A 17,215-nucleotide genomic window follows, 5' to 3' on the forward strand; every position below is an offset into this window, starting at 1 on the left:
TGCTTAAATTATGGTAGTTGATTGATTAAAGTGTACGACTGATAGTCAGAAGTAAGTTGATATTGATCTCTTTGTTTATGCAGATAATGCTGTAAAGGTAAAATGGAATCTATTTTTTTATTTGTAATATGGTTTAACATTATCTGCAATCTTCCGGTATCCATTATTACTTCACCGGAGGTTCTATTTTTGAAAGGAACCATTGTCGAAAAAAATAATTCCTGCTTAGCAATGGTAAAATTTTCTTTATGAATAGTAAGGATTACTTTATTATAAGGAATCTGCGTATGTCTTGTAGTGGGTAGTAAAGTACATTCAAAATATTTGTTTAATTCTTTAATGGAAGCATCACCAAAGTATTTTAAAAACAGGTCTACATCTACGGGAGAGTTCCCATCTAACTTTTGATTGTTCTCAGAAAGTAATATTTGCTGATTTTCTTTACTAATAGTTAGTTTCACTTTAGGATAGATAATTTGAAGATTACCTAGAGCTTCGAAACTCGTAATGCCATTTTGTTTTTTAGATACGGCCGGGTAGCTTTCTGTAACCATATTCCCTTCACGCCCCCTAAGCATTTTATAATCTGCCTCAATATAATATTGACTTTTAGCTTTATACGTATAATGAACTTTACTTAGGAGTTCCTTAATATCATATTGCTGGGCAAAAGATGCCTGAAAGCTTAGATAATATAATCCGAAGATAAATAATATGGTTTTCATCCCTTTTATTGTTTAGAAATTAGTTTAGCATTACCAGAACGTGTTTCTTGTATGGTAAAAACACCTCTTTCCGTTTCTTTCTTGACCCTAATTAACCCTCCTTCATGATCATACTCATAATAAGTAGCATAATTATTTTCATCCAGTTCGGATTCTAAACGCTGTGTCTCCGGATGGTATACAAATGTTTTCATAGATCCGTCATACGGATGCATACGGATGTCGTCAAAATGAACATTTACCGCGGCACCAGAATTGTTTTGTGCGGTACTTTCTAAAGAAATACGCATATTAGCCGCTTCAAGAGGTATACGGAACTCTGATGAAATTCGCTGCCAACCATCAATAACGGCTCCCTGAGGTTGAAATTCTACATTTGTAGATTGTTGTGGGATCACAGCACCTTCTGTAGTTCGGTAAATCAATTTTAATAAAGAGTTTACATAATTAACAGGTTGATAATCCGGATCAGATATATAATCAAAGGATTGATAAGAAGGTTTTAATAAAGAACTGGTAAGTGTAATATCCTCTTGTTCTTCATAACCGTATCTTCTACTTGTAATTTTAAAGTCATACGTAGCACAAATATTAGTACCACAGATTTTTGAACTGATAAACTGAAGGTCAATTTTAGAATTGTGATATAATGGGTATCTAAAGTTGAGTTCTTTTACTCTCCTTCCAATACTACTCCTCACTCTAGGAGAACGAAATACAAACTTGGGGGCATTCCCAGGAGCAAATTTAAATTCAAATCCTACGGTCTTAAAAGCTCCTCTACCATTTTGACGCTCTTTTACAGGTTTAAAATCATATATGGTCAAGTTTTTATCTATGGTATTTGCAATAAAAGGAACTAATACGTCAAACTCCCTTGTATCAGGTTTGGGTACATATCTACTGTCCACATGTCTATCTTCAGGTAGGTCTGCCAAAAGTCTATCATTTAATAAGTGATTAAGTAAGTTTGTGAATGCATCACTTACAACATCAAAATTAATAGTTACCGGATTCACTGCTTTTACACCATCTTCCTTAACCCAAGCACTAATAACATATTTGGCTCCCGGTTGCGGGCGAAATTTTTCACATCCAATCAGGGAAGGAGGTTGTGCCGGAAAAATTTTTACTTTCACCTCTTCCCTGAATGTACTGGTACAGCAATTTTCATCATCAGTTGTACATCCTATTTCGGTTAAAGCTGCATAATAAATTCCTCCATCTTCCAATTGTCTCGCACTATCTAAAGCATTCCCTTCGAATTGCGCGTCATACCAAACAATAGTACCTCCCGTAGCTGTAAGATTAGAAATGTAGACCGGATCATCTGTAAAAAAGACCTGTTCTTTTTTTATTACTATCGGAGAAGGAACATCATAGATAGAAATTACCACACGCTTTGGATTACTTTTAAAATCAGGGTTTTGTATATTTTGTTGAATCACGTATAGTACTGTATTATCAGCAAGTCCTTCTTCATTATTAACAACTTGAGTCCCTGCTTCATCATGATACCAGAATAATTCATACCCGTTTGAAACTGTAAATCGCTGGGAAAGGTCGCTTATTTTAGCTCCTTGCGATTTACAGAAGGTCTGCCGACTATCCCCCTCTGCTTCAAAAACGCCTACAAAAACGTTTACCGCAAAACGGCAGGTTGAAGTTCCTTGTTGAGCATAATAAGTATTATTATTTTCTAGGCGTTCATTCAATTCGAATATAGAACCACCGGTTGCAGAACTATACCAAACGACACCATTTATATTGGGTTGTAAGTCAGAAATCATCGGGTTTTCTGTAATTAGAAATTCCTGGTAACCCAATTGGTCAATATTATCTATGGCAACTCCATAATTAATAACAATAGGAATTTCTTTGCGTTGTCCGGTAATGCTATCTTCTGCCCATAAAGAAGTATTTTTTGATAGTAAATAATCTTCAGCAAGTGGTTGGGTATCATTTTCCGATGTATACCAATTAGCTGTATTATTAAATGGTGATTGAAGGTTGCTTATTGTAATTTCTTCATTTTCACCTACACAAAAAGATTGAGTATCTATTGGATCACCGCCTATAATCCTTCGCAATTTTACCTGTATATTTCTACGTCTTAGTGTTAATCCTTGTATAACGCTATTTGTAGCGTCAAAGGAATAATATCCCAAATCTTCTTCGCTATTAATCGTTATAGTTATTTCTCTAGAGGTAGTAGTTCGAAAGTTTGCAGCGTCTTTAAACCATTGGTAAGTATTATTAGGATCCGTTAAATCTCTGGTAGATAGAGTAACTTCATCTCCTAATTCAACTTCGATTATTTCGGTTTGATCAACCAGAGCTTGTGGACTATAAACATATCCTGATCCAAAGTTTAAATAATCTTGATGATCATCTATAAAATCACTAAAAACAAACTGATTTGAATCAAACTGAACGATGTTAAAGACATCAGTCGGGTCACTAGCTAAAAAGGGAATTTTACCAGAAAAGCGATTGTTAGAAAGTTTGATTGAACGCAATTTAGATAGATCTTTAATTTCATCAGGTATATTTCCAGATAATTGATTAAAACTGACATTTAAATTAGTAAGAGATTGTAACTTATTAACGTCGCTTAAAATAGGACCAATTAAACTATTATTAGCAATATCTATAAGAGATACTTTTGAAAGGTTATATAAACTTCCAGGAATAGTTCCTTCTAATTTATTTGAAGAAAGAATAAGACCAAATAAAGATTGAAGATTTCCAATATTATTTGGAATCAAGCCAACGAATTGATTTCTAGAAAGGTTTAAACCCACTAGATTCACTAAATCAGTAATTTCGTCTGGTATTCTACCAACTAAATTATTGCCTTCAAGAGCTAATTCTTTTAAATTAGTAAGACTACCTATACTTTTAGGAATTTGTCCTATTAAATCATTCAGATTTAAATTTAGCGTTTCTAAATACATTAATTGATCAATACTATTTGGAATATTTCCTCTTAGATTATTTGAAAAAAGTCTTACTTTAATTACATTATAATTCTGATCAACTGTTACTCCATACCAATCACAAATTTTGGAATCGGGATCATCAACTGGCCAGGTGTTCTTCCAGTTAGGCCCGTCAGTTGCATTATATAAATCTATTAAGGCCTGTCGCTGTTCTTGTGGAACTTCACAAATATCAGTAGATAGTATAATTACATCTATAGGATTACGCTCCAAAGATAAGCCTGGAACCTTATCATTAGTAGCTATAAAATGGTAGGTGCCTACATCTTCTAAAGAAGTTTCTGAAATAGTAAAAGTTTTAGAAGTAGCATTAGGAATTAAACTTCCATTTTTATACCATTGATACTGATTGTTTTCACTTTGCAATTCATCTGCATTTATAGTTAGAGGTTGACCTGCTACTATTTTAAGGGTGTCCAGAGTTCCTACTTTATTTTGTACACCAAAATCCAAAAGAACCCCTGCATCTTTATATGCAGTAAATTTATCTTCTATATCTTTAAAAATAAAGTTATTTTCACCGAAGTACCAACGCATTCCTACATTTCCAGCATCCGTAGGAGGATCCGGTAATGTTCCGCTTAAATTATTACTCCGGAAATTAATATCCATATTCCGGAATTGAGTAAAGCTTTGTGGTACCCCACCAGTTAAGTTATTACCTGACAGATATAAACGCCAGATAGTTGAAAGGTTTCCTAGTTCTTCCGGAATAGTACCCGTATGCTTGTTATTCGCTAGTGCCAGAACTCTTATTTTAGGAAGTTTACCTATGTCGCTCGGGATAGGAATTTCTTTAATACACTGCACTAACACTAATTCTTCAAGATTAACTAATCGCTCATAGGCTATATCGCCTAAATAAACGCTATTTGCTTTAAAATTTAATTTTCTTAAAGAAGTAAAATTTTCAATCACCGAGGTAATTTCTCCGTTTAGGTTATTTTTAATAAGCTCTATTTCTGTAATATGTCCTTCTTCAACTGTAACTCCAAACCAGTTGCACACTTTTTCATTACTTAGCCAGTTGGAGTTATTAGTCCAGTTATCGCCGTCTAATTGATGGTAGAACTCAATAAGCGCTTGCTTTTCAGTAGCTACTACTTCCAGGCAGGAGTCATCAGTTTCACTAACCTGTATTTCAACAGGCGATCGAACTAAAGTTAAATTAGGGAATTCAGCATTTTTTACTTCAAGGAAATACATACCTGAATCTTCTGTTACACCGTTAGTAATGATATAATTTCTAAGGTTTGCATTATTTATAGGTAACCCGTTTTTATACCATTGATAGGTATAATCAGGATTGGCTTCCAAACTAATATCCGGTATGGTAAAATCTTTTCCAGTTCTAATCGAGAATTTTTGAGCTATTCCTATTTGTGCTTGTGGGTGGTAGCTAACTGTAAAGCCATTTTGTAAATCAAGATTGTTCAAGTCAGAAAATACAAACTGATTTCCTTCTAAGGAAAGAGTATTTAAAGATTGCAGACTACTTATGGAAGAAGGAAAACTTCCGTTCAATTGGTTGTTATGAAAGCTAATTCTTTGAAGAAAAGGAAGATCACCAAATACATCAGGAACAGTACCTTTAAGATTGTTATCATTCAATTTTAATTCTATGACGTGACCAGCATTATCAGTTTGTACCCCAAACCAATTACACACAGCAGAGGAACCATTTTCTATACTCCAGGATTGATCACCTGCTATAGTATTATTCCATAAAGACCCATTTAGATTATTATAAATCGCTATTAATGCCTGTTTTTCAGTATCCGGTGTTTTACAATCTTCGGAAACCGTTAGGGTAATCGTGTTTCTTTCTAAAGTTAAATTAGTAATAATGCTATTTGTAATTTCTACGTAATACTGACCAGCCCCGGTTAGATCAACATTTTCCAAGAGAAGCGTACTTTCTGTTTTTCCGGGTAGTATTTGATTGTCTTTATACCATTGATAGAAGTTATTTTCTGAAACTACTTTGGTTTGTAAAGAAATGGTATCTCCTAATTTTACACTTCTCTCTTCAACTTCATCCGTTTTAGCCTGAGCTTCATATCGATATATTCCATTTATATATTTGACATAATCTTCATGTTCATTTTCAATATCAGAAAAAATAAATTTATTATTAAGTATGATTAGTTCTTCCAGATTAGAAGATGAAGAAGCTGTAAAAGGTACGATACCAGATAACTGATTATTACTTAAATTAATTACCTTTAGATTAGATAGCCTGCCTATAGGAGACGGAATCAATCCGGTAAATACATTGTTACTTAAATTAAAGTACGTAAGTTTTTTAAGAAGTCCGATCTCCTTGGGTATACTTTCTGACAAACGATTGGAAGACAAATTAAGTTTCTCTAAGTTTATAAGGTTACAAAAGGCAATTGGTATAGAACCTCGAAGTTGATTAAAACTTAGATCTAATTCTTTTAACTTAGCCATACTTCCTAGTGCCGGGTTTATAATTCCAGAGAAAAGGTTGTATTGCAGTCGAAGACTTTCCAGGTTTAATAAGGAACCTAAAGCTATTGGTAGTTCTCCGGTTAATTGGTTATTGTTTACAGTAAATACTTTAAGTTTTTCAAGACTATTTATTTTTGATGATAAAATACCAGTAAGACCATTATTACTAAGATTAATATTCTCTAAATTAGTTAAAGAGTACAGTTCTACAGGTATCTCCCCTATAATTTGATTATTATTTAAAACTAAATTTTTAAGATTTAAAAATTCTAGTATAATGCCAGGTAACTCCCCTGTAATACTATTGTCAGGAAGGTTAATTGATACGACTGAACCGTTTTCTATACCTATACCATACCAATTAGTAATATCTGCATCAGGGTTTAAAATATCCCAGGATTGAATATTTTCAATAGAATTTTTCCAGTTGTCCCCATTAGTACGATTGTAAAACTCAACAAGTGCTTGACGTTCTTCATTAGAAACCTGAGCTGAAGCATTGATTACCCATAAAAAAATTAGCAATCTAAAAACTAAGCTTAAAAATTGTTTTAATTTAATGTATATAAAATCCATAAGTGCTACTGAATATTGTAATAGTATTAATAAGTAATCTTGTCTAGATTATCCCAAACCGGTATTGATCGATTACAACTTTTTATACGTTGACCAAGTGATTTTAATTTAAACCTTGTTCCTTTGATTACTCTACTATTCTGTTTATGAAGAAGTCTAAATTCAATTTCCCATGTATTGTTAGGTCTTTTCGATCTTGCTCGGACTACATCCATATCTAAATTGAAAATAGCATTACCCGTTTCATCAAGTACAATATCATTAAATACAAACTGGTCACCTTGCCTATCCCTTACATCATCTCCTCTCAAAAAAACTTTACTACCTTTCCGTAAAGCCATACCCCTGTAATTTGTCTTTTGAAGAACTATTCCATATTGTATGGTATCATTAGGACTTCCATTAATTCGTATTTCAGCTGCCCTTCCCACACAACTTTTTATTTCCCTGCCTTCTTCATCATAAAAAATGTGAGTATCATTAGTTGTGTACCTTCCGGAAATAGTAGGTACTGCATCATCGTCACATTCATCCCCAATACCATCTCCATCATAGTCTCGTTGTGTACTTGGTATATAAGGACATAAATCCACTGTATCGCTAATTCCATCATTATCAGAATCATTGTCAACCGGCTGTTCACCAATTAAATTTCTTTCTAACTCTGCCTTTTCACCTGCTGGAATCAGCAGACTATACTTACCAGAGTGTGCTTGTTGATCCGATAAGCGAACATTACCAATTCCGTCTCGATCTACTGCTGATTTAAAATTAAAATGTGCACTATCTGACCTGATATAGTTATAATCTTCAAAACTATCCATTCCCATATCCCGGTATCTGCTATTAGAAACTACAGCGTTGGGTAAAGTGTAGTTATATCCATATTGTGCGGACGAATATCTGTTTAGCGCATCCCTGTTTTCAATCTCTACTCCCTGAGCGTTGTACTGCGTAACTTCACTGGCGAATGTCCATTGATCTTTTTCTTTGGAATCCTCCCATTCGTTATTAGTATTTTTGTTATAGTAAGGAGTAAAATTGTTAAAAAACCCTTCTACTCGCGTATTTACTTTTTTGGAATTATCATTTCCTCTGTCTGTAAGATAGGTATAGGACTTATCAGCTCTCCATTCTCCTTTGATGTTGTATACGTAGGGATTGAGTAAGGGTTCAAAAGGATAATTATCGGCACCTACGTTCTCAATACCCTGAGATGATAAAGCTTCTGGTACAAAAGGAAACAGATTTTCACATTGACAGTTCCAAAATTCTTTATAAGACACTGCACTTGCATTTACTAATCTGTGGTTTTTTATATTTTCGGACGTATTACTTTCCAGTAATCCGGAAGCAATATGATCGTTATTAGCACCCGTAAGACTTTTTAACGGATTCTGCATCATTGTAATAGATGACATTGTCGACATTTGCTGATTCCTATTTCCGGAGCGTACTACTTTAAATTTAATATCCTTATTGATACTTACTCCTTCTGTTACATTGACCACACCCCCATCTTTATCCATTAAAAGTACTTCATCATCTCCTCTTATCCCAGCAATCCAATAGCGGTTTTCTTTATCGTTATAAGTTCCAATAATTTCATCACCGGGAATCAAATACTTACTTGCCTCAGTGTAATTAAAATATTTACCTTGAGGTTTTAGTATCCCATTAATACCAGTACTTTGAGAGGCTAATCCCATTTCTGTATACCTCCAATACGCCGGAAACTCAAGATTAAAATATTCATCATCAAATTCATTAACAGTTCGGGTTAAAAGTACTTTTCCAGTATTAGCATCCCAGGCTTCATTAATAGTTGAAACTTTTGAACCTAAATCATAAGCTATTTTCTCTTTAAGAATTCCACTGGTATGAATAGCTTTAGTAGTAGTTGTAGTATACGCCACATTTTCAATAGAAGTTCTTGACGGTACAGTTGTAGGTATTATTACTGGTATAATTCCAAAAACAATAGTTACTACATTCACCTTATATCCTTGCGTTTTAGATTGAGAGTAACTCTCCCTAAAATCTGTAACAACCTCATAATCAACCCCAATATGATCATTATATAAAATTTCTCCGTTTTTATCTATCAACGGAACTTTATTATCTAGCTTATCACTATTGGTAAGATCAGTATTATATTTATAGTGAACTCCGGAAATTAGAGTGTTGGCATCTTCCGCGTATACTTCCTGAGAACGCATTTTACCATTCATATCGTTAGTATGTACCATAAAACCTTGAGATAATGCATATTCATTCCTAGTTTTAACTTCACCACCAAACAGTCCCGTTATCAATTTTCTTAAAAACTGATCTTGATCCGTAGCATAATTGTTAGGGCTATCAATATCTGTATAATCAACCAGGGTAGGATAATCCTTAGAGGTGTAAAAGGAGGTAACCACCTTACCCGTCGCATGACGTTTGATACCATCTCTTTGTAGATTTTTAACCGTAACTTTACTATACGTAACTCTTGCCTGAGGAAAAAAAGATTCTCCAAAAGGCTTTTCCACATAGTTTACTTCCTTTGGAGCTACCAGGTGTTCGGATTTATTGTAAAATGGTTCTACAAAGGGATTTTCTTTAGACATTGCAGGTTCAAAAACTGCTACTCCATTTGAGCTTCCGTCTTCATTATTATACTGGTAAGTTTGACCATAAGATTTATTGTATTTACTGTTGTTTACCGTACTTGTAGTATTTAACATTTTACCCCATTCATCGTTCATTACTAATTTTGAGACTCGGGAGCCACCTCCTATTTTAAATGTCTTAGGGTTTGATAAACGTATCCATGATTTATCTGGAATAAAACGTTGCGCACATAAAAACTCATTGCTTCTCAAACGACCGTTTGGACCTGTTAAAATTTCCTTTGTTGCTTGAAAAGAACTTATAATCTTTTTAGCAATACTTTCAATATCTTCTGATCGGTAATCATTATTTAATCCGTAGGTTAGCGAAGGCATATATCTTCTTCCAAAGTACCAACCTGCTTTGGAAATTGGGTTTACATTTTTACTTCCGGCAATCCCTCCTTCCAAATCACTCATCTGCATGGGAATTGCTGCATAGACTCCCTGGTTTGCCGAAAAAATGTTTACCTCTGACTCTTTTGATAAATTAAAATAACCTGTAACGTAATCGTAATTCGAACTTCGGATGTTTGATACGGCATCCTTTTGCATATTGAGTAAGAATCGAAAGTAAATTGGTTTATCCTCTATTCCTTTTAAATATTTTCTTCTAAAGGTATTATTAGAAATTACTGTTTCTTCCGGAAGTTTAATATATAGATATTCAGGATCCTTTTTTGCTAGGTTGAACCTTCCGGATTCATAAAGTTTTTGATTAGCTTCCGGGTCAAATGTACTTTCCTCCTTGCCTACACCGGCTACCTTAAACATTCTTAACGGACTACGATCCTGAACTGAATTATAATCATCACTTTCATAGTCCATTTCTATAGTACCACCAGAAGGCAAGTTGATAGAAGCTAATAACCATGCTCCTGCGTATTCATCTTCTTGTTGTCTATTAGTTTGTTCGACATAAGGGAATTCAGCTACCGTAATCGGATCTAGAGTTCCGCACCCTGTTCCAGAGTTAGGTTTGTAACCTCCCCAAATGTTATAAGATTTTAAATTATAATTCGGATTGAATCCATCGTAATTAAAAGTATACGGGGTATATTTCCCCATATTAGAGTTTCGATAGGTAAAGTAAACCGATTTTAGGGTCAGTTTACCTTTAGTAGCTGCAGTGGAATTAGGTGTTCCTTTTGCCAAAGAATAATCGTAAGTAAAATGAGCAATTTTAATGGCACTTACCGGCTTATCATTCTTGCTATCATCATCCAATAGATTTGCAGCTATAGCTTCAGGTTTAGAATACAGACGAATTTTTTCAATTTTATACATTCTATCTGTATTTGAAGCACCTCCATTAATACCAGATACACCTACAGCATCATTTCTTTCAGATAAATCAAAAATTGCTACATGTGTTTTAGTTTCAATACTTTTAATGTAAACTAATTCTTTTTCTCCATAAATGTAACTTCCCTTCTGATCCGTTTTGTCAGTATTTAATCCAGGATTATAAGAGGCATGATTTCTATTGAAGGGCACACGCCATTTGTAATTCGCATTTTTCCTTTCGTAGTTAAATTTAGTATATGAACCTAAGTCATCATCCGTAGGACCATCTCCTTTAACATCCTCATAATCGGCAGAAAAGACTGCTGAAAGTAGGTAGGTATGCGCATATTCCGGAGTTGATATCGCATCATAAAAATTGTCAATCCCACTCCTGTTACTTGGAGAATTTTCACCCGGTCTATATACAACAGTACCATCTGCACAATTAAAAGTTTTACTATTTGTAGTAAATGTAACTTCTTGTTTAAGCTTATTATAAGCTGTTTTACCAAATACATAAGTAGAACCATCATCTTTCTGAATCCTGATTTCTGCTGTATGATGAGGCTTTGAAAATTCATTAATCTGAGTGCTTAAGTATTCAGCGCTATTGTATAGGCCCCGTACTTCTTCCACCGTAAATTTTTGAACATTTTGATTTCTCAAATTTCGGTTTTTTCTTTTGAATTTTTTATTATCAAAAGTAGGTAGAGAATTATATTTTATACCGTTACTGCTATTTTCTTTGATACGAAATTGATTTTTTGCATACTTATTAAAGCTATTTTTACTTCCTCCAATCTTAAGAGCGATAGGGTTGTACCCTCCCAGATTTTCGAAAAGTTCTTGATCCCGATCCCTAGTAGGTTCCCCGATAAACTTATAATACACTGGTTCATAGTCTTTTTGTTCGTCAGAAGCCTTCTGATCTTCTCTGTTCTGTTTAAAAGATTTTAATGCTCTCGTATCCCATACTCCAGTTCTTGATACCGAGGGTGCATTGGTATAATTAGCTCCATAATGAAATCCGGTACCAGGTTCAATTTCTACACCAAAGGTTTCGCTAGCAGATTCGTCTTCAACCAAATCATCGTTGATCTGTCCGACCTGACTTCTATAAGGACGGAACATCCCTCCTATACCTTGTCCCTGTACGGTATATAAATCATAGGTGTAATTTGCAATAGGTAGAGATAAAGTATTTCTATTAATTACTCCATTGTCTTTTTCTCTATTATAATCTTTAATATCATTAGGGGTTGCAAAACCAGTATAGTCATAACCATATCCTTTTTCAGGTCGTTCTACTTGTTTTATTTTTTGAACCGAACCAGTAGCTGAAATTTCTCCTTCTACATCTGCTCCAAAAATATCTCCACCCAAAGAGACTGCTACAGTACCGTTATTATTAGTAAATGCAGTTCTTTTTCTAGGAGTTAAAGAAGGTGTGTTAAATGAATAAGATGTTGGACTTTGAGAATCGAAATTTCGTTCTTTAGATTTACTATACCTTAATCCTGCCGAAAGGTTAAAATTAGTCAATCCAGCTCTAGAATTATAGGATACTCCAGCATTTAAAGAACCTAATACAAATCCATCGTTTATCTTATTAGACGTGGCATTGATACCAACATTAGGTGCAACAGTAATTCCCTCAGTTGCTGAAAGTTGATAATCTACACCTACAGATACCGTATTAGCCAAATCAAAGGATACTCCAAAGGAGGGAGTGAATGAAATTCCCGTATAATTGTTATATTTTAAGTTCGCTCCTAACGAAGCTTTACCTACTTTGATAGTATCAACCTTTTCTTTAACCCCATCTATTGTTTCGAATCCAAATAATTGAAAGTCTACTTTTGCATCCACTCCAACAGTTACATTAGGACGCATATAATTTTCATAGGTTAATTCATCCCCTTTAAAATCATCGGGTAATCCTCGTACCTGACGGTTGATCTGACCAACATTTAGGTTCCAACCTAAACCTACCCAACTGGCTTCCTGATCCATCGTAACTCCCGAATCATAAGCTAAATTCAGCGGATATCCTCCAACATCCATAATGGGTATATTGTAGTTAAAATCTCCTGAGGCCAGATCTACCATATCCGAAGTACCAATTGGAGTAAAGGAATTAAATTCCGGTTGGCTAGGACCTCCAGTCAATGCCCAGAGGGCTGCTGGTTGTACCAGTTGTACTAACATCTGTATTACCAGGTAGCTAGCAATTACTTTGGTTATTTTATTTTCTCTTATAGATCGGATCATATCACTTACTGTGTTATAATATTATAGGTGTATCGGTAAAATTAAATCGCATAAACCCTTTACTAAACAACGTGTCATCGTAGAGTAAAGTAATAGGTACCCCTTCGGGTATGTTATCAAAATAAAGTAATACCCGTTTGAAGGGTGCTACTTTAAAGTTTCGTTCAAAGGTTAATCCTGAACAGGGAATTGTATCTTTATTATCAACCAGAGCTTTAAAATCATTTTGCATGCTAAAACTCATGTACTTTACAGAAGTCTCGTAATCCCTGGAAGTGTATTTGTTTTTTAGCAAGTCGTCTTCTCTCTCCTGTTGAAATTCTACCTCTATGATACGCTCCTCTTTTAAAGATTGATAGATAGAATCTACTTTTTCAAGATTTTGACTTCCTTCATGTTTCAGTATATAATACTGCAAGGGTACCATTGTTGCTTTAAAAGCAATATCATCCCTAAAGTTAGTAATGGCTTTTGACTTCCACCCCACCTGTTCTAAGTTAAAGAACTTTTCTTCAGTCAAGGTTTTAGGTTTACTTTTCTCCTTATCACAGGAAATAAACAATAAACCTCCCAGCAAAAAGAGCATATAATTCTTTCTGAAATACATATTTATCGGGTTGGCTAGGTTATTTAGAAAGGTGTTGTTCTATTTTTTGTAAACGTTCTTCTAATTGAGAATTTACTGTTTTCTGTTTTTTTAACTCTTTTTCTTGAGCTATGGTATACAGGGTTAATTCTTCTATTTTTTCTAAAAGTTTTAAATTAAATTCCTTAAGATTAATTCCTTCCTCCTTCATCTCATTAGCTGAAGGAATATTAGGTAAATGTCCATTTTGAACGATATAATTTTGAACTTGTCCTAAAGTTTTTAGATTGTAGTCTTCATAGAAAACATAGTCAGGCGGTTCAATTGCCCCTAATAAATCCACTTTAACTTCCTGTACATGAATTTTACCAGCAACCGTAAAGCTATAATCAGGATCCGATTTTTCAGTTCCAATTCTTACTCCACCTTCCGTGTAAAATATTTCATCTCCTTTTTGCAACCAAACGGAATTAGTATTTCCCTTTAGTAGGTCGTCTATATTACTTTCAAAACCATTTACAATTTCTAATGTTGGTTGATAATAATACGTTCTATCATTTATGTTTTGACTAAATAATGAATATGCAGCAATTCTTAAAAAATGTGCTTCTTCAGAAAATTTGTGATCTCTTAACTCCGCAAGTTTATTGCCAGTTTCCGGATCATAAATACCTCCTTGATGAGTTGTCCCGGTATATCCTAATGGGTGAATATAACCAACAAGTAGATACCATTTATCCAACTCCTCAAAATCGTACGCAAAATCACTAATCCAGGTAAAACCTTTAGAAACAGGTGTATTATCTAGTTTTAAAGTACCACTATTTCCATTTGTTGGTGTTCTGGCTTGAATAATAAAATAGTTAATTCCGTCTAAAGAATTAGTTTTTTTTATCCATACTGAAAATTGATAAGTTTTTGTTTGGTCTACTAAAATATTACTTGAGTTAAAGCCCCCATCCGGACCTCTATCGGCATCAGGTTTTGTTACCCATAAAACTTGTTCTGTTCCATCTGGTGCTAAACCTAATTCCCTAGCATTTTCACTTTCTAATCCTCTCTTATTGTAACCAGGCGGATCAATAGTTCCAACTTCCCATGGAGTTTGATTCAATAAATTTTGAGCGGAAACAAAGAACAAGGAAAAGTAAAATGTTGTAAATAAAATAATTTTATTTTGGGTAATCATGATAGTAATTATTATATATTTTAAAATCTTTTAATTAAAAAGTTCACTAAAAAAATATTCATCTAAGGGAAATTAACAAAGGCAAATATATCTTAAAATTTTATTAATTATAAGTTTTTCCCTTATATCTTGTACTTTTTAATGATATTTCAATTCTTTTTAAAATCAAGCATATTTTCTTTACTAAATGTTAATTTATTTTAATTTTTTCATAACAAAATAAACCGAAGCATGTTTTATAATTCTAACTTATAAGTATCATAGAAGTAATAAACGTTACACTTTTTATTAATTATTTTTAAAAATTTACGTATTTAATTCACTATTAACTATTTAAAATTTAGATGATGAATTAAAAATTTAGAAATGAATACAAAATCTTACAACTAACAATATTAAACTTTGCTTAATAATAGGATAAGGTTGAGGCTATAGAAACCAAGTAAATACAGTATTTCCTAAATGTTAATTTTTTATCAATATAATTATGGAATTATTGTTGTAATCCAAATATTTTAGTTTCATTTTCCATGGAAAGTAATAATTGCTGGTCTTCAATCTTAAGAACTTTAATATTATCATACGTTTGATTGATACGAACCCTTTTTAGTTTTCCGTCAAAACGTACTAAAGCTAGTTTATTTGAATTTTTTGCTGCTTTTATGAATCCTACATATTGAATTTTTGGCCAGGTTTTTAAGGATTTAGTTTTTATCTTATTCTTTTTAACACTCTTTTTTGAACCTGTTTTGACTTTTACGATTGGCTGATATGTTTTATCTAAAAATGGATCTCTATCTGGTATAATAAGTTGAAAGGAATCTTTTTTCTTAATTTTAATTTGTGATGGGGTTACTAAAGTTTCCGCAGTGATAATTCCAGTGGTAGTTGTAAAAAAGGGGGCGACAAATTTATAGATCACCACAAGCCAAATTATGGCTACTGTAATTAATAGAATGGTATTTATTTGTTTCTTTTGCATTAGTTAATAACTATTTGACCGGTACTATTATATTCTCCTGTATTATTTGCCTGATCCGTACCTTTGATACGCCAATAGTAAGTACCATTATCAGTAAATTGATAACTAAACTGAGTGTCTGAGGCAGTTTCTTGTTCAATGATGTTAGTAAAGTTCATATCACTCGCTATTTCCAGGATACTAACTATTTTTGTATTAATTCCTTCAGGTTTTTCTTCTGTAAAACTCCACTCAAATGCTACTTCTTGATCTCTAATAAATTGTTGCCCAACCGTAGGTTTAACTATAGTAGGTACCGGGGGATTTTTGGAATCAATGATAAAGGTCCTACTAAAATATCTACTAGATCCTAAATTATTTTTTGCTCTGACCTGCCATTTATAGGTAGCGTCTTCTAACGTATCTGGAGAATCAATATTGACTGATGTATTTTGTAAGCTATCTTGTACGAAAACTACAACCTCCTGATTATTGCTAATGGAGAACAGTTCAAATTGATATCTAGTCGCTGTAGTTATAGCCTCCCAACTGAACTGTCCCGGTTTTGTGTTTAAAACTATGTTATCCCCTGGGTTGCTTAAAATTATAGTTTGATTCTCAAGATTTTCGGATTCAATAATTTGAAAAGAATTTTCAGAAGAGTACGGAGTTTGATAAGCAGAGTTTTCGGCTCTTATCCGCCAGCGATATGTCCCCGGGCTAATAGCAAAATCAAATCTTGTATTTACTAGTAAAGAATCTAATATGATACTATTTGTAGTAGTATTACTTACCTGTAACCGATATTGAGGAGTTCCGTCAACTTCATTCCACCTGAATTGAACTGTATTACCTTCAATCTGCGCATTATCCTCCGGAGCTTCCGGAATGATAACGGCATCGCTAATATCTTCTTCAATAATATCATCACAACTTTGTGAATATAGAGCGTATACGATTAATAGTAAATAAAAGTTATAATTTTTCATAATTTTGAAAGGTAATCTGTTCAATTAATTTTTTCTTCCTGGTTCGTGGTTCTTTTTCTGTATACAGCTTTAAACTTACAATTCTGGATACATCAAAGCTTTTTTCTAACTGATAGGTAGTTTTTAACAATTCACTGTAGCTCCCCGTTAATATTAACTGATTAGTGTAAATAGTAAAGTAAGCATCTTTTGCGCTATGTGCTTTATTTAGTTTTAATATAGTTGCTTGAGAAACCATTTGATCAACACTATTTAAAATCTCCTGTTGGATTATATTCGGATTTTTAATCTCTTTTCCAATTAATTTATCTAAATAGTTTACTTCTTTTTGTAATTTTAAAATTCGTTGTTGTGAATTACTAACTTTAGCTAGTTTAGACCTTGATTCTTTTACCAATTGGGCTGCTTCCATAGTCATTTTAAAAGAACGCTTATATGCGGTGATTGCCAGAATAACTGCAATTACAATCAATATTAAACTTTTTTTCTTGTATGATATA

At 33.4% G+C, this 17,215-nt stretch carries 8 protein-coding genes; all 8 read right to left on the reverse strand.

Annotated features, from left to right (window positions below; genetic code table 11):
* Positions 1-8 precede the first annotated feature (8 nt).
* The gene (locus tag NBT05_RS17285; RefSeq protein WP_265771144.1) at positions 9-725 is read right to left on the reverse strand and encodes a hypothetical protein; all 717 of its coding nucleotides are present in this window, start codon (positions 723-725) and stop codon (positions 9-11) included.
* Positions 726-730: 5 nt separating this feature from the next.
* Entirely contained in the window at positions 731-6,778 is a 6,048-nt protein-coding gene (locus NBT05_RS17290) for a hypothetical protein (RefSeq protein WP_265771145.1), read from the reverse strand.
* Between the two features lie 26 nt (positions 6,779-6,804).
* Positions 6,805-12,990 carry a hypothetical protein gene (locus NBT05_RS17295; protein ID WP_265771146.1) on the reverse strand — a complete coding sequence of 2,062 codons (6,186 nt, stop codon included), beginning with the start codon at positions 12,988-12,990 and terminating at the stop codon, positions 6,805-6,807.
* Positions 12,991-13,003: 13 nt separating this feature from the next.
* A complete protein-coding gene (locus NBT05_RS17300; protein ID WP_265771147.1) occupies positions 13,004-13,576 on the reverse strand; it encodes a hypothetical protein in 573 nt (190 codons plus the stop codon).
* 40 nt (positions 13,577-13,616) lie between these two features.
* Positions 13,617-14,765: a hypothetical protein gene (locus NBT05_RS17305; protein ID WP_265771148.1), complete on the reverse strand. Its 1,149-nt coding sequence runs from the start codon at positions 14,763-14,765 to the stop codon at positions 13,617-13,619.
* Between the two features lie 493 nt (positions 14,766-15,258).
* A complete protein-coding gene (locus NBT05_RS17310; RefSeq protein WP_265771149.1) occupies positions 15,259-15,747 on the reverse strand; it encodes a hypothetical protein in 489 nt (162 codons plus the stop codon).
* On the reverse strand, positions 15,747-16,715 hold the full coding sequence (locus NBT05_RS17315) for a hypothetical protein (protein WP_265771150.1): 969 nt from the start codon (positions 16,713-16,715) through the stop codon (positions 15,747-15,749). Before NBT05_RS17315 ends, NBT05_RS17310 begins: the two co-directional genes overlap by 1 nt.
* Positions 16,702-17,187, reverse strand: coding sequence for a hypothetical protein (locus NBT05_RS17320; protein WP_265771151.1), 486 nt, complete (start codon positions 17,185-17,187; stop codon positions 16,702-16,704). Before NBT05_RS17320 ends, NBT05_RS17315 begins: the two co-directional genes overlap by 14 nt.
* Between the last annotated feature and the right edge of the window lie 28 nt (positions 17,188-17,215).

Source organism: Aquimarina sp. ERC-38 (assembly GCF_026222555.1).
Taxonomy (GTDB): domain Bacteria; phylum Bacteroidota; class Bacteroidia; order Flavobacteriales; family Flavobacteriaceae; genus Aquimarina.